The organism is Streptomyces graminilatus, assembly GCF_001418565.1.
Taxonomy (GTDB): domain Bacteria; phylum Actinomycetota; class Actinomycetes; order Streptomycetales; family Streptomycetaceae; genus Streptomyces; species Streptomyces graminilatus.
In genome coordinates this window covers 31,218-51,159 of sequence record NZ_LIQQ01000297.1, presented here as the reverse complement: position 1 = coordinate 51,159, position 19,942 = coordinate 31,218, and the positions used below count along the sequence as shown (strand labels likewise).

At 70.4% G+C, this 19,942-nt stretch carries 18 protein-coding genes; 17 read left to right on the top strand and 1 reads right to left on the bottom strand.

Annotated features, from left to right (window positions below; translation table 11 throughout):
- The first annotated feature begins 2 nt into the window (after positions 1-2).
- From AOK08_RS24585 to AOK08_RS24515, 16 genes are all read left to right on the top strand, one after another.
- Entirely contained in the window at positions 3-875 is an 873-nt protein-coding gene (locus AOK08_RS24585) for a glycosyltransferase family 2 protein (RefSeq protein WP_055529906.1), read from the top strand.
- Positions 876-975: 100 nt separating this feature from the next.
- The gene (locus AOK08_RS24580) at positions 976-1,905 is read left to right on the top strand and encodes an ABC transporter permease (RefSeq protein WP_055529889.1); all 930 of its coding nucleotides are present in this window, start codon (positions 976-978) and stop codon (positions 1,903-1,905) included.
- Positions 1,898-2,677 carry an ABC transporter ATP-binding protein gene (locus AOK08_RS24575; RefSeq protein WP_055529887.1) on the top strand — a complete coding sequence of 260 codons (780 nt, stop codon included), beginning with the start codon at positions 1,898-1,900 and terminating at the stop codon, positions 2,675-2,677. Before AOK08_RS24580 ends, AOK08_RS24575 begins: the two co-directional genes overlap by 8 nt.
- A 381-nt stretch (positions 2,678-3,058) precedes the next feature.
- Positions 3,059-3,961, top strand: coding sequence for a squalene synthase HpnC (hpnC, locus tag AOK08_RS24570; protein WP_055529885.1), 903 nt, complete (start codon positions 3,059-3,061; stop codon positions 3,959-3,961).
- Positions 3,958-4,908 (top strand): presqualene diphosphate synthase HpnD, encoded by a 951-nt coding sequence (gene hpnD, locus AOK08_RS24565; protein WP_055529883.1) that lies wholly within the window; start codon positions 3,958-3,960, stop codon positions 4,906-4,908. Before hpnC ends, hpnD begins: the two co-directional genes overlap by 4 nt.
- The gene (locus AOK08_RS48920; protein ID WP_422125770.1) at positions 4,908-5,048 is read left to right on the top strand and encodes a DUF6380 family protein; all 141 of its coding nucleotides are present in this window, start codon (positions 4,908-4,910) and stop codon (positions 5,046-5,048) included. Before hpnD ends, AOK08_RS48920 begins: the two co-directional genes overlap by 1 nt.
- Positions 5,045-6,463: a hydroxysqualene dehydroxylase HpnE gene (gene hpnE, locus AOK08_RS24560; protein ID WP_055529881.1), complete on the top strand. Its 1,419-nt coding sequence runs from the start codon at positions 5,045-5,047 to the stop codon at positions 6,461-6,463. The genes AOK08_RS48920 and hpnE overlap by 4 nt, the downstream gene beginning before the upstream one ends.
- Positions 6,463-7,590, top strand: a complete 1,128-nt coding sequence (locus tag AOK08_RS24555) for a polyprenyl synthetase family protein (protein WP_107101031.1) — start codon at positions 6,463-6,465, stop codon at positions 7,588-7,590. Before hpnE ends, AOK08_RS24555 begins: the two co-directional genes overlap by 1 nt.
- A 114-nt stretch (positions 7,591-7,704) precedes the next feature.
- Entirely contained in the window at positions 7,705-9,696 is a 1,992-nt protein-coding gene (shc, locus tag AOK08_RS24550; RefSeq protein ID WP_055529877.1) for a squalene--hopene cyclase, read from the top strand.
- Positions 9,696-10,331: a phosphorylase family protein gene (locus AOK08_RS24545; protein ID WP_055529875.1), complete on the top strand. Its 636-nt coding sequence runs from the start codon at positions 9,696-9,698 to the stop codon at positions 10,329-10,331. The genes shc and AOK08_RS24545 overlap by 1 nt, the downstream gene beginning before the upstream one ends.
- A 5-nt stretch (positions 10,332-10,336) precedes the next feature.
- Entirely contained in the window at positions 10,337-11,359 is a 1,023-nt protein-coding gene (gene hpnH / locus AOK08_RS24540; protein WP_055529873.1) for an adenosyl-hopene transferase HpnH, read from the top strand.
- A 4-nt stretch (positions 11,360-11,363) separates the two neighbouring features.
- Positions 11,364-12,521: a flavodoxin-dependent (E)-4-hydroxy-3-methylbut-2-enyl-diphosphate synthase gene (gene ispG / locus AOK08_RS24535; RefSeq protein ID WP_055529871.1), complete on the top strand. Its 1,158-nt coding sequence runs from the start codon at positions 11,364-11,366 to the stop codon at positions 12,519-12,521.
- A 42-nt stretch (positions 12,522-12,563) separates the two neighbouring features.
- Positions 12,564-14,486, top strand: a complete 1,923-nt coding sequence (dxs, locus tag AOK08_RS24530; RefSeq protein WP_055529869.1) for a 1-deoxy-D-xylulose-5-phosphate synthase — start codon at positions 12,564-12,566, stop codon at positions 14,484-14,486.
- A complete protein-coding gene (locus AOK08_RS24525; RefSeq protein WP_055529867.1) occupies positions 14,483-15,892 on the top strand; it encodes an aspartate aminotransferase family protein in 1,410 nt (469 codons plus the stop codon). The genes dxs and AOK08_RS24525 overlap by 4 nt, the downstream gene beginning before the upstream one ends.
- 96 nt (positions 15,893-15,988) lie before the next feature.
- Complete coding sequence (locus AOK08_RS24520) at positions 15,989-16,603, top strand: helix-turn-helix domain-containing protein (protein WP_055529865.1); 615 nt, start codon at positions 15,989-15,991, stop codon at positions 16,601-16,603.
- Positions 16,600-16,722 (top strand): DUF6126 family protein, encoded by a 123-nt coding sequence (locus tag AOK08_RS24515; RefSeq protein WP_055529863.1) that lies wholly within the window; start codon positions 16,600-16,602, stop codon positions 16,720-16,722. The genes AOK08_RS24520 and AOK08_RS24515 overlap by 4 nt, the downstream gene beginning before the upstream one ends.
- Positions 16,723-16,741: 19 nt before the next feature.
- Here AOK08_RS24515 and AOK08_RS24510 read toward each other — a convergent pair whose 3' ends face one another.
- Entirely contained in the window at positions 16,742-17,539 is a 798-nt protein-coding gene (locus AOK08_RS24510) for a tyrosine-protein phosphatase (protein WP_055529861.1), read from the bottom strand.
- Between the two features lie 170 nt (positions 17,540-17,709).
- Between AOK08_RS24510 and AOK08_RS24505 the strand changes: the two genes are divergently transcribed.
- Positions 17,710-19,815, top strand: a complete 2,106-nt coding sequence (locus AOK08_RS24505; protein WP_055529904.1) for an alpha-galactosidase — start codon at positions 17,710-17,712, stop codon at positions 19,813-19,815.
- Positions 19,816-19,942 lie beyond the last annotated feature (127 nt).

Here is a 19,942-nt window from a genome sequence, read left to right as displayed (position 1 = left end):
GCATGAGGGTCGGCGCGGTGATCATCACCATGGGCAACCGCCCCGACGAACTGCGCGCCCTCATCGACTCGATCGCCAAACAGGAGGGCGAACCGGTCGAGGTCGTCGTCGTCGGCAACGGCTCGCCCGTCCCGGACCTGCCCGAGGGTGTACGGAGCGTCGAACTGCCCGAGAACCTCGGCATCCCCGGCGGACGCAACGTCGGCATCGAGGCGTTCGGCGAGGCCGGCGGCGACGTCGACATCCTGATGTTCCTCGACGACGACGGACTCCTCGGCCACCAGGACACCGCCGAGCTGTGCCGCAAGGCCTTCACCGCCGACCCTGAACTCGGCATCATCAGCTTCCGCATCGCCGACCCCGACACCGGCCGCACCCAGCGCCGCCACGTGCCCCGCCCCGGCACCACCGACCCGATGCGCAGTTCCCGGGTCACCAGCTTCCTGGGCGGCGCCAACGCCGTACGCACCAAGGTCTTCGCCCAAGTGGGCATCCTCCCCGAGGAGTTCTTCTACGCCCACGAGGAGACCGACCTCGCCTGGCGGGCCCTCGACGCGGGCTGGATGATCGACTACCGGGCCGACATGCTGCTCTACCACCCCGCCACCGCGCCCTCGCGGCACGCGGTCTACCACCGCATGGTCGCCCGCAACCGCGTCTGGCTGGCCCGCCGAAACCTTCCCGCCCCCCTCGTACCCGTGTACCTGGGAGACTGGTTGCTCCTCACACTCCTCCGCCGACCCTCCCGCCCGGCGCTCAGGGCCTGGTGGGGCGGGTTCATGGAGGGGCTGACCACCCCGTGCGGACCTCGTCGGCCCATCCGGTGGCGTACGGTGTGGCGGCTGACCCGGCTGGGCCGCCCCCCAGTGATCTGACAAGCTCTCCCTGAGAGCCCCCGCGGGCCGGCCAATTCCCGGTCACGGCCCACCCCTTGCCCCGTTCGGCTGCGCATATTGAAGACGAAAGTTTCCATTTGTGAGTGAGAAAACGCATGACGGCGGTGTCGCGGTGAGCGACCGACCGTCACCCGACGACGGCCTCTCCGCGGCCGGACTCGCCGCGAAGTACGGACTCGCCGTGAGCGGCGCCCGCCCCCGACTCGTCGAGTACGTCCGCCAGCTCTGGGGACGGCGTCACTTCATCCTCGCCTTCTCGCAGGCGAAGCTGACCGCCCAGTACAGCCAGGCCAAACTCGGCCAGTTGTGGCAGGTGGCCACACCGCTGCTGAACGCGGCCGTGTACTTCTTCATCTTCGGTGTGATCCTCAAGGCCGACCGCGGCATGCCCCGCGAGGTGTACATCCCGTTCCTCGTCACCGGCGTCTTCGTGTTCACCTTCACGCAGAGCTCGGTGATGGCGGGCGTCCGCGCCATCTCCGGCAACCTGGGCCTGGTGCGCGCCCTGCACTTCCCGCGCGCCGCCCTGCCGGTGTCCTTCGCGCTCCAGCAGCTCCAGCAACTGCTGTTCTCCATGCTCGTGCTGTTCATCGTGTCGATCGGCTTCGGCAGCTACCCCAAGGCGTCCTGGCTGCTGATCGTCCCGGCGCTGGCCCTCCAGTTCCTCTTCAACACCGGCCTCGCGCTGATCATGGCCCGCTGGGGCTCGGCGACCCCGGACCTCGCCCAGTTGATGCCGTTCGTGATGCGTACGTGGATGTACGCGTCCGGCGTGATGTTCTCCATCCCGGTCATGCTCGCCGACAAGCCCGTGTGGGTCGCCGACGTCCTCCAGTGGAACCCGGCGGCCATCTACATGGACCTGATGCGCTTCGCGCTCATCGACGGCTACGGCCCGGAGAACCTGCCGCCGCACGTCTGGGCGGTCGCGGGCGGCTGGGCCGCGCTCTTCGCCGTCGGCGGCTTCGTGTACTTCTGGCAGTCGGAGGAGAGGTACGGCCGTGGCTGACCCGATCCCCGGGGCGAAGATCCCCACCGTCATCGCGGACGAACTGCACATCGTCTACCGCGTCAACGGCGCCAAGACCGGCAAGGGCAGCGCCACCTCCGCCCTCAGCCGCATACTCCGGCGCGGAGAGTCACCCGGCGTGCGCAAGGTGCACGCCGTACGGGGCGTCTCCTTCGTCTCCTACCGCGGTGAGGCCGTCGGCCTGATCGGCTCCAACGGCTCCGGCAAGTCGACCCTGCTGCGCGCCATCGCCGGCCTGCTCCCGGCCGAGAGCGGTCACGTGTACACGGACGGCCAGCCCTCCCTCCTCGGTGTCAACGCCGCCCTGATGAACGACCTCACGGGCGAACGGAACGTCATCCTGGGCGGTCTGGCGATGGGCATGTCCCGCGAGGAGATCAAGGAGCGCTACCAGCAGATCGTCGACTTCTCCGGCATCAACGAGAAGGGCGACTTCATCACCCTGCCGATGCGCACCTACTCCTCCGGCATGGCGGCGCGGCTGCGGTTCTCCATCGCCGCCGCCAAGGACCACGACGTCCTGATGATCGACGAGGCGCTGGCGACCGGCGACCGGTCCTTCCAGAAGCGCTCCGAGGACCGCATCCGCGAGCTGCGCAAGCACGCCGGCACGGTGTTCCTGGTCAGCCACAACAACAAGTCCATCCGCGACACCTGCGACCGCGTCCTGTGGCTGGAACGCGGCGAGCTGCGCATGGACGGGCCGACGGAAGAGGTCCTCAAGGAGTACGAGAAGTTCACCGGCAAGTAGCCGCGCATCTCATGGGTGGTCAGCCGGGCGAATCGGGGCCCCGCCGGAACTTCTCCGGCGGGGCCCCGCGTCTGCAAAGGAAACGTCAACTCGGGCCAGCCGAAGGAATCTTGAGGCCAATCGGTGCGTTCTTGTGATGCGCAGGACACCCCGACGGACCATGGCGCGTTGTACAACGTAAGCTGTACCAGTGCTGAATCGCGGCAAGTGGGGCGATAACACGCGACACCCGGCATCGGACCGCCGCGTGGACGGCTGGGCGGCGTGTCCGAAATAGTGCCTATTGGGTCCGCAGTGTAGAACGGGAGATGTGACGGCGATGGCTACGGAAACTCCCCAGCTCCCCACAGTGCGTGCCGTCCCCGCCCCGGGCAGCGACCGGTGACGGCTACCGGCTCCGCGCGCACCGCCGACCCGGAGCGCGGCACACTCGACAAGGCCGCGGACGAGAACTTCCCCGTGGCGCCGTTCTTCCTGCCCAGGGCCTGGCGCACCGACCTCATGGCCGTCTACGGCTTCGCCCGCCTCGTCGACGACATCGGCGACGGCGACCTGGCCCCCGGCGGCGCCGACGCCCGCCTGCTGGGCGTCGCCCCCGAGGACGCCGACGACCGGCTCGTCCTCCTCGACGCCTTCGAGGGCGACCTGCGCCGGGTCTTCGACGGCACCCCGCGCCACCCCCTGCTGCGCCGGCTCGCGGCGACCGTCCGCCGCCGCGCGCTCACCCCCGAGCCCTTCCTCGGCCTGATCGCCGCCAACCGCCAGGACCAGCTCGTCACACGGTACGAGACGTACGACGACCTCCTCGCCTACTGCGAGCTGTCCGCCAACCCGGTCGGCCGTCTCGTCCTCGCCGTCACCGGCACCGCGACGCCCGAGCGGATCCGCCGCTCCGACGCCGTGTGCACGGCCCTCCAGATCGTCGAACACCTCCAGGACGTCGCCGAGGACCTCGGCCGCGACCGGATCTATCTGCCCGCCCAGGACATGAAGCGCTTTCATGTGCGGGAGGCGGATCTCGCCGCCCCCAGCGCGGGCGCGTCGGTGCGCGCGCTGGTCGCGTACGAAGCGGAACGCGCCCTGGGCCTGCTGAATGAAGGCACCCCCCTCGTGGGTAGCGTCCACGGCAGGCTGAAGCTGCTGCTCGCGGGTTTCGTGGCCGGGGGAAAGGCGGCGGTCCGGGCGATCGCCGCCGCCGAATACGACGTACTTCCCGGCCCGCCCAAGCCCGGCAGGATCCAGTTGCTGCGCGAGGCGGGCACAACCCTGCGAGGAAAGGGGTGATCCGGAGCGTGGAGTCGGAACCACACGTGTCCGCACCGGTACTCGCCGCCTACAGCTACTGCGAGTCCATCACCGGGCAGCAGGCCCGCAACTTCGCGTACGGCATCAGACTGCTGCCGACGCCGAAGCGGCGTGCCATGTCCGCCCTGTACGCGTTCTCGCGGCGCGTCGACGACATCGGTGACGGCACGCTCGCGCCCGAGGTCAAGACGGCGCGGCTGGAGGACACCAGGGCACTGCTCGACCGGGTCCGCGAGGGCGCGGTCGACGAGGACGACACCGACCCGGTCGCGGTCGCCCTCAGCCACGCCGCAACCCACTTCCCGATCCCCCTCGGCGGCCTCGACGAACTCATCGACGGCGTCGTGATGGACGTACGCGGCGAGACGTACGAGACCTGGGACGACCTGAAGGTCTACTGCCGCTGCGTGGCCGGGGCCATCGGACGGCTCTCCCTGGGCGTGTTCGGCACGGAGCGGGGCGCGCGCGGTTCGGAACGCGCCGCCGAGTACGCCGACACGCTGGGGCTCGCACTCCAGCTCACCAACATCCTGCGGGACATCCGCGAGGACGCCGACAGCGGGCGGATCTATCTGCCCGCCGACGACCTCGCCAAGTTCGGCTGCTCGGCCGGTTTCAGCGGGCCCACCCCGCCGGAGGGCTCCGACTTCGCGGGCCTCGTCCACTTCGAAGTGCGGCGCGCCCGCGCCCTGTTCGCCGAGGGCTACGGGCTGCTGCCCATGCTCGACCGGCGCAGCGGCGCCTGCGTCGCCGCCATGGCCGGCATCTACCGGCGGCTCCTCGACCGCATCGAGCGCGAGCCGGAGGCCGTGCTGCGCGGCCGGGTCTCGCTGCCCGGCCGGGAGAAGGCGTACGTCGCGGTGCGCGGCCTGTCCGGTCTGGACGCCCGGCACGTCTCCCGGCGAACCGTCAGGAGGCGTGCCTGATGGACAATCCGGTGCAAGGCGACGGAATGGCGGCGCGGCGGCGCGCAACCCTCCGGGCGGGGACGGCGTCCCTGACTGCGACGGCCTGCCGCGCGGCGTTCGTCCGGCGCGGCTCACGCACAGGGGGGAGTGCGCGATGAGCGAGGTCACGCAGCCCGGGGAACGCCCGGTCCACCGCGCCGAGAAGAGCGCCGTGGTGGTCGGCGGCGGGCTGGCGGGCATCACGGCGGCGCTCTCGCTCGCCGACGCCGGTGTCCGCGTCACCCTGCTCGAAGGCCGGCCGCGCCTCGGCGGGCTCGCCTTCTCCTTCCGGCGCGACGGACTCACCGTCGACAACGGCCAGCACGTGTACCTGCGTTGCTGCACCGCCTACCGCTGGTTCCTCGACCGTATCGACGGCGCCGCGCTCGCTCCCGTGCAGCCCCGGCTCGACGTCCCCGTCGTCGACGTGGCGAAGCCGGCCGGGCGGCGCCTGGGCAGACTCCGGCGCGACGCGCTGCCCGTACCCCTGCATCTCGGGCGCAGCCTCGCCACCTATCCGCACCTCTCGCTCGCCGAGCGCGCGAAAGTCGGCCGTGCCGCGCTCGCGCTCAAGGCGCTCGACCTCGCCGACCCGGCACTGGACGAGCAGGACTTCGGCACCTGGCTGGCCGCGCACGGTCAGTCCGGGCGTGCCGTCGAGGCACTGTGGGACCTGGTGGGGGTCGCCACCCTCAACGCGGTGGCCGGGGACTCCTCCCTCGGGCTCGCCGCGATGGTGTTCAAGACCGGTCTGCTGTCCGACCCGGGCGCCGCCGACATCGGCTGGGCGCGCGTCCCGCTGGGCGAACTGCACGACACCCTGGCCCGCAAGGCGCTCGACTCCGCGGGCGTGCGCACCGAAATCCGTACACGCGTCAACTCCCTCCGACACCACGAGAACGGCCGCTGGAGCGTCCAGGTTCCCGGCGAGACCCTCGAAGCGGACACCGTCGTGCTCGCCGTACCCCAGCGCGAGGCGCACGACCTGCTGCCGCCGGGCGCGCTGGACGCCCCCGAACGACTGCTGGAGATCGGCACCGCGCCGATCCTCAACGTGCATGTGGTGTACGACCGGCAGGTGCTGAACACGCCGTTCCTGGCGGCCCTCGGCAGCCCGGTGCAGTGGGTCTTCGACCGGACCGAGGCGTCCGGGCTCGGCGGCGACGGCCAGTACCTGGCGCTGTCCCAGTCGGCCGCGCACGACGAGATCGACGCGCCCGTGGCCGCGCTGCGCACGCGGTATCTGCCGGAGCTGGAGCGGCTGCTGCCCCGCGCGCGGGGCGCCGCCGTACGGGACTTCTTCGTCACCCGGGAGCGGACAGCGACGTTCGCCCCCACCCCCGGCGTCGGACGGCTGCGGCCCGGCGCCCGTACCAGAATCCCCGGCCTGTACCTGGCCGGCTCGTGGACCGCCACCGGGTGGCCCGCGACCATGGAGAGTGCGGTCCGCAGCGGAGTCGGCGCGGCCGGAGCCGCGCTGGGCGCCCTGGGCCGGCCCCGCCACCACCTCTTCGACGTCGAGGAGGCGGCCTGATGCTCGATCATCAGCATTCGACGGGCCTCCGCACCCCCACCGCACCAAGAGGAGAGACTGTGCCCACTGTGCCCCCGGCCCAGAAGGCTGCCGACGTAGTGGACGTGACCGCGCTGCTGGAGCGCGGCCGGACCCTGGCCACCCCGGTGCTGCGGGCGGCGATCGGCCGTCTCGCGGCGCCCATGGACACCGTCTCCGCCTACCACTTCGGCTGGATCGACGCCCAGGGCAGGCCCGCCGCCGGTGACGGCGGCAAGGCCGTACGTCCCGCGCTCGCCGTGCTGTCCGCCGAGGTCACCGGCGCCGCCCCCGAGGTCGGCATCCCGGGCGCGGTCGCCGTCGAACTGGTGCACAACTTCTCGCTGCTGCACGACGACCTGATGGACGGTGACGAACAGCGCCGCCACCGCGACACCGTGTGGAAGGTGCACGGCCCCGCCCAGGCGATCCTGGTCGGTGACGCCCTGTTCGCGCTGGCCAACGAGATCCTGCTGGAACTCGGCACCGCCGAGGCCGGCCGCGCCACGCGCCGTCTCACCACCGCGACCCGGGCCCTCATCGACGGCCAGGCCCAGGACATCTCCTACGAGCACCGCGACCGCGTCAGCGTCGAGGAGTGCCTGGAGATGGAGGGCAACAAGACCGGCGCCCTGCTCGCCTGCGCCAGCTCCATCGGTGCCGTCCTCGGCGGCGCCGACGACCGCACCGCCGACATCCTGGAGAAGTACGGCTACCACCTCGGCCTGGCCTTCCAGGCGGTCGACGACCTCCTCGGCATCTGGGGCGACCCGGAGTCCACCGGCAAGCAGACCTGGAGCGACCTGCGCCAGCGCAAGAAGTCCCTGCCCGTCGTCGCCGCCCTCGCGGCGAGCGGCCCGGCCGCCGACCGGCTCGGTGAACTCCTCGCCGCCGACGCGCGAAGCAGCGACTTCGAGAACTTCTCCGAGGCGGAGTTCGCCGCCCGCGCCGCCCTGATCGAACAGGCGGGCGGCCGGGAGTGGACCGCAGCGGAGGCGCGCCGGCAGCACACCATCGCCGTCGAGGCACTGAACGCCATCGACATGCCCGACCGGGTGCGCGCGCGGTTCACCGCGCTCGCCGACTTCGTCGTCGTACGAAAGAGATGATCACTATCGGCCGAATAAGCCTCGCGTAGTCGCCGGCCGGCGTCGCGAACAGCGGCGCACCGGCCGACGGCGGACCCAGTCAGCAGAGACATGCCACTGCACGAAGGGGAAGCCATGACAGCGACGACCGACGGAAGCACCGGGGCCCTGCCGCCTCGCGCTGCCTCGGCCAGCGAAACCGACACCGACACCCCAGTGGCGGCAGGGGTTCAGGATGCCGCCGAGCATGCCATGAGGCGTGCCACCGATCATCTGCTGGCGCGACAGGACGCCCAGGGCTGGTGGAAGGGCGATCTCGAGACCAACGTCACGATGGACGCCGAGGACCTGCTGCTCCGTCAGTTCCTGGGAATCCGCGACGAACAGACCACCCAGGCGGCCGCGTTGTTCATCCGTGGCGAGCAGGGCGCCGACGGCACCTGGGCCACCTTCCACGGCGGACCCGCCGACCTCTCCGCCACCGTCGAGGCGTACGTCGCCCTGCGGCTGGCCGGGGACGCCCCCGACGCGCCGCACATGGCGAGGGCGTCCGCCTGGATCCGGGACCGGGGCGGCATCGCCGCCGCCCGGGTCTTCACCCGGATCTGGCTGGCCCTGTTCGGCTGGTGGAAGTGGGACGACCTCCCCGAACTCCCGCCGGAACTGATCTACTTCCCGAAGTGGATGCCGCTGAACATCTACGACTTCGGCTGCTGGGCCCGGCAGACCATCGTGCCGCTCACCATCGTCAGCGCCAAGCGCCCGGTCCGCCCGGCGCCGTTCGCGCTCGACGAGCTGCACATCGACCCCGCCCTGCCGAACCCGGCGAAGTCCCTCGCCCCGCTGGCGAGTTGGGACGGTGCCTTCCAGCGTCTCGACAGGATCCTGCACGGCTACCGCAAGGTCGCGGTGCGCCGGCTGCGCGAGGCGGCCATGAACACGGCGGCCCGCTGGATCATCGAGCGCCAGGAGAACGACGGCTGCTGGGGCGGCATCCAGCCGCCCGCCGTCTACTCGGTGATCGCCCTGCACCTGCTCGGCTACGACCTCGAACACCCCGTCATGCGGGCCGGGTTGGAGTCCCTGGACCGCTTCACGGTGTGGCGCGGGGACGGGGCCCGGATGATCGAGGCCTGCCAGTCGCCGGTGTGGGACACCTGCCTCGCCGTGATCGCCCTCGCCGACGCGGGGTTGCCCGCCGACCACCCCCAACTGGTCAAGGCCGCCGACTGGATGCTGGGCGAGCAGGTGGTGCGGCCCGGCGACTGGTCCGTACGCCGGCCCGAACTGCCGCCGGGCGGCTGGGCGTTCGAGTTCCACAACGACAACTACCCCGACATCGACGACACCGCCGAGGTCGTCCTCGCGCTGCGCCGGGTCCGGCATCACGACCCGGACCGGGTCGAGAGAGCGATCGGGCGCGGGGTGCGCTGGACCCTCGGGATGCAGTCGAAGAACGGTGCCTGGGCCGCCTTCGACGTGGACAACACCAGCCCGCTGCCCAACAAACTCCCGTTCTGTGACTTCGGCGAGGTCATCGACCCGCCGTCCGCCGATGTCACCGCGCATGTCGTGGAGATGCTCGCCGTCGAGGGAATGTCCCACGATCCGCGCACCCGGCGGGGCATCGAGTGGCTGCTCGCCGAACAGGAGCCCGGCGGCGCGTGGTTCGGCCGCTGGGGCGTCAACTACGTCTACGGCACCGGCTCGGTGGTGCCCGCGCTGACGGCGGCCGGCCTGACCGCCGCGCATCCGGCGATCCGGCGCGCGGTGGGCTGGCTGGAGAAGGTCCAGAACGACGACGGCGGCTGGGGCGAGGACCTGCGCTCCTACGCCGACAGCGCGGGCTGGAGCGGCCGGGGCCCCTCGACCGCCTCCCAGACGGCCTGGGCGCTGCTCGCCCTGCTCGCCGCCGGGGAGCACGACTCCAAGGCGGTCGAACGCGGTGTCGAGTGGCTCGCCGCGACGCAGTTGCCGGACGGCTCCTGGGACGAGCCGTACTTCACCGGCACCGGCTTCCCCTGGGACTTCTCGATCAACTACCACCTCTACCGCCAGGTCTTCCCGCTCACCGCGCTCGGCCGGTACGTCCACGGGGAGCCCTTCGCCGCCGCCAAGGGGGGCTGATGGACGGGCGGCCCGCCCCGGCCCCGCTGCTGATCGCCTGCGCGCTCGGCATCGAACGGCTCGCCCTGCGCCGGGGCGGACTCGGCGACACGGCCGTCACCGTGCTGCGTACGGGAATGGGGCCCGAGGCCGCCGAGACGGCCGTCACCCGGGCCCTCGCCGACCCGGCGCTGCGCGACGCCGTCGTGCTGGCCACCGGCTTCTGCGCGGGACTGGCCCCCGGGATGCACCCCGGTGACCTGGTCGTCGCCGAGGAGACCCGGGACCCGCGCGGCACCACCCGCTGCGACGGCACCGAGCTCCTCGTCAAGGAACTGGTGCGTGCCGTGCCCGGGCACACCGTCCACACCGGCCTTCTCATCGGCTCCGATCACGTCGTACGCGGTCACGAACGGGCGGATCTGCTCGCGACCGGCGCAATCGCGGTCGACATGGAGTCGGCGGCCACGCTCCACTGCGCCGTGCGCACGGGCGTGCGCCCGGTTGCGGCCGTACGGGTGGTCGTGGACGCTCCAGAACATGAACTCGTCCGGATCGGCACACTTCGCGGTGGAATATCGGCCTTCCGCGTTCTTCGTTCGGTCCTTCCCGCTTTTGTCGAATGGCACCGTTCCTTGCTGCTCCCCAGGAGGTGAGCCAGATGGCCATGCCGCTCCGCCAGACCATCAAGGTCGCTACATATTTGGCCGAACAGAAAATCCGCAGGCGGGACAAGTTCCCGCTGATCGTCGAACTCGAACCGCTCTACGCCTGCAACCTCAAGTGCGAGGGCTGCGGGAAGATCCAGCATCCGGCGGGTGTGCTCAAGCAGCGCATGCCGGTCGCCCAGGCCGTCGGAGCGGTGCTGGAGTCCGGGGCGCCCATGGTGTCCATCGCGGGCGGTGAACCCCTGATGCACCCTCATATCGACGAGATCGTGCGGCAGTTGGTGGCGCGGAAGAAGTACGTCTTCCTGTGCACCAACGCGATGCTGCTGCGCAAGAAGATGGACAAGTTCACGCCGTCGCCGTTCTTCGCGTTCGCCGTGCACATCGACGGCCTGCGCGAGCGGCACGACGAGTCCGTCGCGAAGGAAGGGGTGTTCGACGAGGCGGTCGCCGCCATCAAGGAGGCCAAGAAGCGCGGCTTCCGGGTCACCACCAACTCGACCTTCTTCAACACCGACACCCCGCAGACCATCATCGAGGTGCTCAACTTCCTCAACGACGACCTCAAGGTCGACGAGATGATGATCTCGCCCGCCTACGCCTACGAGAAGGCTCCCGACCAGGAGCACTTCCTCGGCGTCGAGCAGACCCGCGAGCTGTTCAGGAAGGCGTTCGGCGGCGGCAACCGGCGGCGCTGGCGGCTCAACCACTCCCCGCTCTTCCTGGACTTCCTGGAGGGCAAGGTCGACTTCCCGTGCACGGCGTGGGCGATCCCGAACTACTCGCTGTTCGGCTGGCAGAAGCCCTGCTACCTGATGAGCGACGGGTACGTGACGACGTACAAGGACCTCATCGAGAAGACCGACTGGGACTCGTACGGCCGGGGCAAGGACGACCGGTGCGCCAACTGCATGGCGCACTGCGGCTACGAGCCGACGGCCGTCATGGCCACCATGGGTTCCCTGAAGGAGTCCCTGCGCGCCATGCGTGAGACCGTCGCGGGAAACAGGGAGTGAGGTCATGACCGCCGTCTCCTTGGGCGTCCCCGAGGTACCGGTCCGTCCGATCGCCGAGCGCCGGGTCTCCCGGCGCATCGAGGTCGGGCCGGTGGCGGTCGGGGGCGGGGCCCCGGTGTCGGTCCAGTCGATGACGACGACGCGTACGTCGGACATCGGCGCCACGCTTCAGCAGATCGCCGAACTCACCGCGTCCGGCTGCCAGATCGTCCGCGTCGCCTGCCCCACGCAGGACGACGCGGACGCGTTGGCGACCATCGCGCGCAAGTCGCAGATCCCGGTGATCGCGGACATCCACTTCCAGCCGAAGTACGTGTTCGCCGCGATCGAGGCCGGCTGCGCCGCCGTCCGCGTCAATCCCGGCAACATCAAGCAGTTCGACGACAAGGTGCGGGAGATCGCGCGCGCCGCGAACGACCACGGCACGCCGATCCGGATCGGGGTCAACGCCGGTTCCCTGGACCGCCGTCTGCTCCAGAAGTACGGCAGGGCGACGCCCGAGGCGCTCGTCGAGTCGGCGCTGTGGGAGGCGTCCCTCTTCGAGGAGCACGGCTTCCGGGACATCAAGATCTCCGTCAAGCACAACGACCCGGTCATCATGGTCAACGCCTACCGGCTGCTCGCCGAACGCTGCGACTACCCGCTGCACCTGGGCGTCACCGAGGCCGGTCCCGCCTTCCAGGGGACCATCAAGTCGGCTGTGGCCTTCGGGGCGTTGCTCGGCGAGGGCATCGGGGACACGATCCGGGTCTCGCTGTCCGCGCCGCCGGTCGAGGAGGTCAAGGTCGGCATCCAGATCCTGGAGTCGCTGAACCTGCGCCAACGGCGGCTGGAGATCGTGTCCTGTCCGTCCTGCGGGCGTGCCCAGGTCGACGTGTACCGGCTCGCCGACCAGGTCACGGCCGGCCTTGAGGGCATGGAGGTGCCGTTGCGCGTCGCGGTCATGGGGTGCGTGGTCAACGGCCCCGGAGAGGCACGGGAGGCGGACCTCGGGGTCGCCTCCGGCAACGGCAAGGGGCAGATCTTCGTCAAGGGCGAGGTCATCAAGACGGTGCCCGAGTCGAAGATCGTGGAGACCCTGATCGAGGAGGCGATGAAGATCGCCGAACAGATGGAGCGGGACGGCGTCGCGTCGGGGGAACCGGCGGTCACCGTGAGCTGAACAGCACGGGCAGACGAGTACGGAAGAAGAGGGGGCCCGAGCGTGACGATTCTGGAGAACATCCGGGGACCACGCGACCTGAAGGCGCTGTCCGAGGCGCAACTCGGCGAACTGTCCGACGAGATACGGGAGTTCCTGGTGCACGCGGTCGCCAGGACCGGCGGCCATCTCGGGCCCAATCTGGGGGTGGTGGAACTCTCCATCGCACTCCACCGGGTCTTCGAGTCGCCGGTCGACCGCATCCTGTGGGACACCGGCCATCAGAGCTACGTACACAAACTCCTGACAGGGCGTCAGGACTTCTCCAAGCTGCGCGGCAAGGGCGGCCTCTCCGGCTATCCCTCGCGTGAGGAGTCCGAGCACGACGTCATCGAGAACAGCCACGCGTCCACCGCGCTCGGCTGGGCCGACGGGCTCGCGAAGGCCCGCCAGGTGCAGGGTGAGAAGGGCCATGTCGTCGCGGTCATCGGCGACGGCGCGCTCACCGGCGGGATGGCCTGGGAGGCGCTCAACAACATCGCGGCGGCCAAGGACCGGCCGCTGATCATCGTCGTCAACGACAACGAACGCTCCTACTCGCCCACCATAGGGGGCCTCGCCAACCACCTGGCGACCCTGCGTACGACGGACAGCTACGAGCAGGTGCTGGCCTGGGGCAAGGACGTACTGCTGCGCACCCCGCTCATCGGCAACACCCTCTACGAGTCGCTGCACGGCGCGAAGAAGGGGTTCAAGGACGCGTTCGCCCCGCAGGGCATGTTCGAGGACCTGGGGCTGAAGTACGTCGGCCCGATCGACGGGCACGACATCGGGGCCGTGGAGTCGGCGCTGCGGCGCGCGAAGCGCTTCCACGGGCCCGTGCTCGTCCACTGCCTGACCGAGAAGGGGCGCGGATACGAGCCCGCGCGCTCGCACGAGGAGGACCACTTCCACACCGTCGGTGTGATGGACCCGCTCACCTGCGAGCCGCTCGCGCCCTCCAACGGGCCTTCCTGGACGTCGGTGTTCGGCGACGAGATCGTCAGGATCGGGGAGGAGCGGGACGACGTCGTCGCGATCACGGCGGCCATGCTGCACCCGGTGGGCCTCGGCAGGTTCGCCGAACGGTTCCCGGACCGGGTGTGGGACGTCGGGATCGCCGAACAGCACGCGGCCGTCTCGGCGGCGGGGCTGGCGACGGGCGGTCTGCATCCCGTCGTCGCCGTGTACGCCACCTTCCTCAACCGTGCCTTCGACCAACTGCTGATGGACGTGGCGCTGCACCGGTGCGGGGTGACGTTCGTGCTGGACCGCGCCGGTGTCACGGGAGTCGACGGCGCCTCGCACAACGGCATGTGGGACCTGTCGATCCTCCAGGTCGTCCCCGGCCTGCGGATCGCCGCACCACGCGACGCCGACCAACTCCGCGCCCAGCTACGGGAGGCGGTGGCCGTCGACGACGCGCCCACGCTGATCCGCTTCCCCAAGGAGTCGGTGGGACCGGCGATCGAGGCCGTCGGCCATATCGGCGGCATGCATGTGCTGCACCGGTCGGAGGAGGCCGCCGACGTCCTGCTGGTGGCCGTCGGCGTGATGGCTCCGGTGTGCCTCCAGACAGTCGAGCTGTTGGCGGCACGCGGCATCAACTGCACGGTCGTGGACCCGCGTTGGGTCAAACCCGTCGACCCCGCACTGCCGGGCCTGGCCGCCGGGCACCGCATGGTGGCCGTCGTCGAGGACAACAGCCGGGCCTCCGGGGTCGGCGCGGCGGTGGCGCTGGCACTCGGCGACGCCGAAGTCGACGTACCCGTACGGCGGTTCGGCATCCCGGAGCAGTTCCTCGCGCACGCCAAGCGCGGCGAGGTGCTCGCCGACATCGGCCTGACCCCCGTCGAGATCGCCGGACGGATCAGCGCCGGACTGGCCACCAGGGAAGAGCCGTCCCGGGGGATGTCCATGGGGAAGTCCAAGGAGAAACAGGAATGACGACCGCTGAACCCGGTTACCCGTCCGGGGAGTTCGACCTCGCCGCGCTGCTGGCCGAGCGCGGCGCCGAACGCTACGAGCTGCACGCCAGACACCTCAACCACCAGCTCCCGCGCATGCTGCACACCATCGGCTTCGACAAGGTCTACGAGCGGGCCGAGGGCGCCTACTTCTGGGACGCCGACGGCGACGACTACCTCGACATGCTGGCCGGGTTCGGGGTGATGGGCCTCGGCCGCCATCACCCCGTGGTCCGCAAGGCGCTGCACGACGTCCTCGACGCCCAGCTCGCCGACCTCACCCGCTTCGACTGCCAGCCGCTGCCCGGACTGCTCGCGGAGCGGCTCCTCACCCACAGCCCGCACCTGGACCGGGTGTTCTTCGGCAACAGCGGTACGGAGGCGGTGGAGACCGCGCTCAAGTTCGCCCGGTACGCCACCGGGAAACCCCGCGTCCTGTACTGCTCGCACGCCTTCCACGGCCTGACCACCGGCTCCCTCTCCGTCAACGGCGAGGACGGCTTCCGGGACGGCTTCGCGCCCCTGCTGCCCGACACCGCCGTCCCCCTCGGCGATCTCGACGCCCTGGCACGGGAGTTGAAGAAGGGAGACGTGGCCGCCCTGATCGTCGAGCCGATCCAGGGCAAGGGCGTGCACGAGGCGCCCCCCGGATATCTGCGCGCCGCCCAGGAGTTGCTGCACCGGCACAAGGCGCTCCTCATCGCGGACGAGGTGCAGACCGGCCTCGGGCGGACCGGCGACTTCTACGCCTACCAGCACGAGGAAGGGGTCGAGCCCGACCTGGTGTGCGTGGCGAAGGCACTGTCCGGCGGCTATGTGCCCGTCGGCGCCACGATCGGCAAGGAGTGGATCTTCAAGAAGGTCTACTCGTCGATCGACCGCGTCCTCGTGCACTCGGCGAGCTTCGGGGGCAACGCCCAGGCCATGGCGGCGGGCCTCGCAGCGCTGTCGGTCATGGAGAACGAGCAGATCGTCGCCAATGCCCGGGTGACGGGGGAGTCGTTGAGGTCCCGGCTGGCGGCGCTGGTCGACAAGTACGAGCTGCTGGCCGACGTGCGCGGCCGGGGCCTGATGATCGGCATCGAGTTCGGCAAGCCCAAGTCGCTTACGCTGCGTGGCCGTTGGACGATGCTTCAGGCCGCCCGCAAGGGATTGTTCGCCCAGATGGTCGTCGTACCGCTGCTTCAGCGGCACCGGATCCTGACCCAGGTCTCCGGCGATCACCTGGAGGTGATCAAGCTGATTCCGCCACTGATCGTCGGCGAACGGGAGGTGGACCGCTTCGTGGACGCCTTCACCGCCGTGATGGACGACGCGCACAGCGGCAGCGGGCTGATGTGGGACTTCGGGAAGACGCTGGTCAAGCAGGCGGTGGCCAACAGGTAGGAGGGCGGCGGCCGAAACGAAGTGGGCCGACATCCCGGGTTTTGCCTCTGAGGCAAGTTATTTGCCTTGGAGGCAAGGCTGCGGCTGAATGGAGACATGAGCCTTCCCGAAGAGTCCGGGCCGGTCGAGGACCTGCCCGTCGTCGCACCGCAGCTCCGGGCGCTGCGCCGCCGGGCCTCCCTCACCCTGGAGGCGGCGGCGCGGTCCGCCGGACTGTCGGCCGCCCATCTCTCCCGCCTGGAGACCGGGCAGCGCCAGCCTTCGCTGCCGATGCTGCTCGGGCTGGCCCGTATCTACGGTACGACGGTCTCCGAACTGCTCGGTGAGACCGTCGCCGACCGGGACGCCATCGTACGCGCCGCCGACATGGAACCGACGGCCGCGGGCGGCTGGTCCTACTGGCAGGCCGGTGCGTCCGGACGCGGAATGCAGGCCCTGCGCGTCCATGTGCCGCACGGCGCGCAGGGCGACATCGTGCGCGTGCACCCCGGCGAGGAGTGGCTGTACGTCCTCAAGGGGCGGCTGCGACTGCGCCTCGGGGACACCGCACACCTCCTCGCACCCGGCGACAGCGCGCACTTCGACTCGCTGACCCCGCACCGCCTCGCCGCCGACGGCCGCGACGGCACCGACCTGCTCTTCGTCCACACCCTGCTGCAGAGCCCCACCGCCGGCCTCTGCATCGGCCCGACCCCTGGAGTGACGCCATGACCGACATGGAGGAGAAGTTCCCCCGGGCCCTGTGGGTCCGGCTGATCATCTACATCGCGGTCGGACACCTCTTCGCCGGCTTCATCTATCTGCTGTTCGAGGTGGGCGCGAAGCGGTAGCCGACGCAGGCGGCCCAGGTCAGTCGAGGAACCGCTCGCGCAACCGCTCCCGCACCTCCGGCGTGATGCCCAGGCCCCGCTCCAGATAGCCGTCGACGCTGCCCCAGGTCTCCTCGACCGTCTCGATCGCCGCCGTCAGATACTCGGGCCGGGTGCCGAAGAGCGGGTTGAGCAGCTCCAGGACCTCGGGGCTGTAGACCTCGGCCCCGGAGCCGTTGCGGTGCACCTTGTAGCGGCGGTGCCGCGCGTTCGACTCCATGTAGTCGGCCACGATGGCCCCGCGCTCCACCCCGACGGCGAGCAGCGTCACCGCGATGGACAGGCCCGCGCGGTCCTTGCCGGCCGCACAGTGCATCAGGGCCGGGACACTGTCCTCGGCCAGCGCGTGCAGCATCCGGGAGTGCTCGGCCGTGCGGTCCCTGACGATCTCCCGGTAGGAGTCGATCATCCGCTGCTCGCCCTTCCCGTCGCCCAGCACACCGCGCAGCTCGTCGAGATCGCCGTCCCGGACCATCTTCCAGAACTCCGCGCCGTGCGCCGGGTCGGACAGCGGGATGTTCACGTTGCGCACGCCGGGCAGTTCGACGTCCGGCCCCTCCAGGCGGATGTCCGCCGCGTTGCGGAAGTCGAAGATCGTGTGCAGCCCGAGGGAGTTGAGGAACGCCGCGTCCTCGTCGGTCGCGTGCGCGAGATGACCGCTTCGGAACAGCCGTCCGTGCGCCACCCGCCGTCCGTCCACCGTCGGGAGGCCGCCCACGTCACGGAAGTTTCGTACGCCGCCCAGTTCGGGCTCGGTCGACGGGACCTGCTGGGTCACGAGAGCTCCCTCCCACACCGCCCCGTGGACGCTGCTCGTCGACGGGCGCGCTTCGACGATACGACATGGGTGAGCAGGCCAATGAGTTTTGCACAGGCGTTGCCGTCCGGGGCCCTGGCACCCATGATGTTGACGCTTGAGCGCACCTGTTCGGATCTGTGGGGGGCATGATGCTGGAAATCGCCGGAACCGGTCGTACCTGGCTTCTCTCGGGGCCCACCAGCAGTTACGCCGTCCATCTCACCGAGGACGACGAACTGCTGCACCTGCACTGGGGTCCGCGGATCGCCCTCGCCGACGCCGAGTCGCTCGCGGTTCGTCCGCTGCCGGGCTACTGGCCCTTCGAGGCCCCGCTCGACGGCCGTGAGGAGTACCCGGTCGAGGGCGGCCCACGTTTCGTCCGGCCCGCGCTGTCCGTGCGGACCGACGAGCGCCGCGGCACCGAGTGGCGCTTCGAGGCGTACGAGACCGAGGACGGCGGCGAAGGCGGCGAGGGTGACGAACTGCGGCTGCGGTTCCGGGACTCGGAGCTGGTGATCACGCTCCACTACCGGATGCGCCACGACGTGGTGGAGCGCTGGGTGACCCTCACCCATGACGGGGGAGAAGGCACCGGCCCGCTGGAGCTGCTCCGCGCGGACTCCGCCACCTGGACACTCCCCGAGCGCGACGACTGGCGGCTCTCCCAGCTCCACGGCCGCTGGGCCGCCGAGTCCCGGCTCGTGCGGACGGACCTCACCTACGGTGAGAAGGTCATCGGCAGCAGGCGCGGACACACCGGGCACCAGCACCTGCCCTGGGTGGCGCTCGACACCGACGCGACCGAGGAACGCGGTGAGGTGTACGCGTGCGCGCTCGGCTGGTCCGGGTCGTGGCGGATCGCCGTCGCCCAGTTGCCCGACGCGCGCGTGCAGATCACCGGGGGCGCCGGATACGACGACTCGGGCCTGCTGCGCCTGGCGGCGGGCGAGTCCTTCACCACGCCCGTCTTCGCGGGGCTGTGGACCGACTCGGGGCACGGCGGGGCGAGCCGGGCGTGGCACGCGTACCAGCGCGCGTTCGTGGTCCCGGACGCGGACCGGGACCGGCCCGTGCTCTACAACTCCTGGGAGGCCACGGAGTTCGACATCTCCGAGGAACAGCAGGGGACGCTGGCCCGGCGGGCCGCCGCGATCGGCGTCGAGCTGTTCGTCGTGGACGACGGCTGGTTCGGGGCCCGGACCAGCGACCGGGCCGGTCTCGGCGACTGGACGCCCAACCCGGACCGGTTCCCGGCGGGCCTGAAGCCGCTCGCCGAGTACGTGCACGCTCTGGGGATGCAGTTCGGGATCTGGGTCGAGCCGGAGATGGTCAACCCGGACAGCGATCTGTACCGCGCGCACCCCGACTGGGTGCAGTTCCAGCCGGGACGCAGGCGGACCGAGCTCCGCAACCAGCTCGTGCTGAACCTCGCGCGCGAGGACGTGCGCGAGTACCTCTGGGAGCAGCTCGACGGGCTGCTCTCCAGCACTCCGGTCGACTATGTGAAGTGGGACTTCAACCGCTGCTTCACCGACGCCGGCTGGCCCGGCGAGGACTACCCGCAGCGCCTGTGGGTCGACCATGTGCACGGGCTGTACGACCTGCTGGACCGGCTGCGGGCGGCCCACCCCGGAGTCGCCTTCGAGTCGTGCTCGGGCGGCGGTGGCCGGATCGACCTCGGGGTCCTCGCCCGTACGGACCAGGTGTGGACCTCCGACAACACCGACCCGCTGGACCGTCTCGCCATCCAGGAGGGCTTCAGCCAGATCCATCCGGCGCGGGTCATGGCAGCCTGGGTCACCGACAGCCCGAACACCCAGCTCAACGGCCGGGTCAGCTCGCTGCGGTTCCGGTTCGTGAGTTCGATGGCCGGGGTGCTCGGCGTCGGCGGCGACCTCACGAAGTGGACGGAGGAGGAGCTGGCCGAGGCCGGGGAATGGGTGGCTCTCTACAAGGAGATCCGCCCCGTCGTGCAGCGCGGCGACCTCTACCGGCTGCGGCGCCCGGCCGGTGGACTGAGCGCGGTGCAGTACGTGCTCGGGGACGAGACCGTCGTCCTCGCCTGGCTCCAGGCGCAGCACTACGGCGAGCCCGTACCCGCGTTGCGGTTGCGCGGACTTGACCCGTCGGCGACGTATGAATGCCCCGAAACGGGCGAAATCTATCGAGGTGCCGTGCTCCTGCACCGCGGCCTGCGGACCGGCCTGAAGGGTGATCTCGACGCGGCGGTCTTCCGTCTCCGTCGCGTCCGGTAATTCTGTCCGTTATGGGCCCTTCGTTCCAACTCGCTGGGAAATAGGGGTTGCTGTGAATCGGGTGCGTGAGCAGCGTCATATTCGTGACCCTGAGTCGCCGTCATGTTCACGTAATTCCAGTGTGTTT

Bases quoted from the DNA above. Each gene is read 5' to 3' on its own strand.
- AOK08_RS24555 (WP_107101031.1), top strand. From the start codon at position 6,463: ATGCTCGATCATCAGCATTCGACGGGCCTCCGCACCCCCACCGCACCA.
- AOK08_RS48920 (WP_422125770.1), top strand. From the start codon at position 4,908: ATGGACAATCCGGTGCAAGGCGACGGAATGGCGGCGCGGCGGCGCGCA.
- hpnH (WP_055529873.1), top strand. From the start codon at position 10,337: ATGGCCATGCCGCTCCGCCAGACCATCAAGGTCGCTACATATTTGGCC.
- AOK08_RS24520 (WP_055529865.1), top strand. From the start codon at position 15,989: ATGAGCCTTCCCGAAGAGTCCGGGCCGGTCGAGGACCTGCCCGTCGTC.
- AOK08_RS24585 (WP_055529906.1), top strand. From the start codon at position 3: ATGAGGGTCGGCGCGGTGATCATCACCATGGGCAACCGCCCCGACGAA.
- hpnE (WP_055529881.1), top strand. From the start codon at position 5,045: ATGAGCGAGGTCACGCAGCCCGGGGAACGCCCGGTCCACCGCGCCGAG.
- AOK08_RS24505 (WP_055529904.1), top strand. From the start codon at position 17,710: ATGCTGGAAATCGCCGGAACCGGTCGTACCTGGCTTCTCTCGGGGCCC.
- AOK08_RS24515 (WP_055529863.1), top strand. From the start codon at position 16,600: ATGACCGACATGGAGGAGAAGTTCCCCCGGGCCCTGTGGGTCCGGCTG.
- AOK08_RS24545 (WP_055529875.1), top strand. From the start codon at position 9,696: ATGGACGGGCGGCCCGCCCCGGCCCCGCTGCTGATCGCCTGCGCGCTC.
- AOK08_RS24525 (WP_055529867.1), top strand. From the start codon at position 14,483: ATGACGACCGCTGAACCCGGTTACCCGTCCGGGGAGTTCGACCTCGCC.
- shc (WP_055529877.1), top strand. From the start codon at position 7,705: ATGACAGCGACGACCGACGGAAGCACCGGGGCCCTGCCGCCTCGCGCT.
- ispG (WP_055529871.1), top strand. From the start codon at position 11,364: ATGACCGCCGTCTCCTTGGGCGTCCCCGAGGTACCGGTCCGTCCGATC.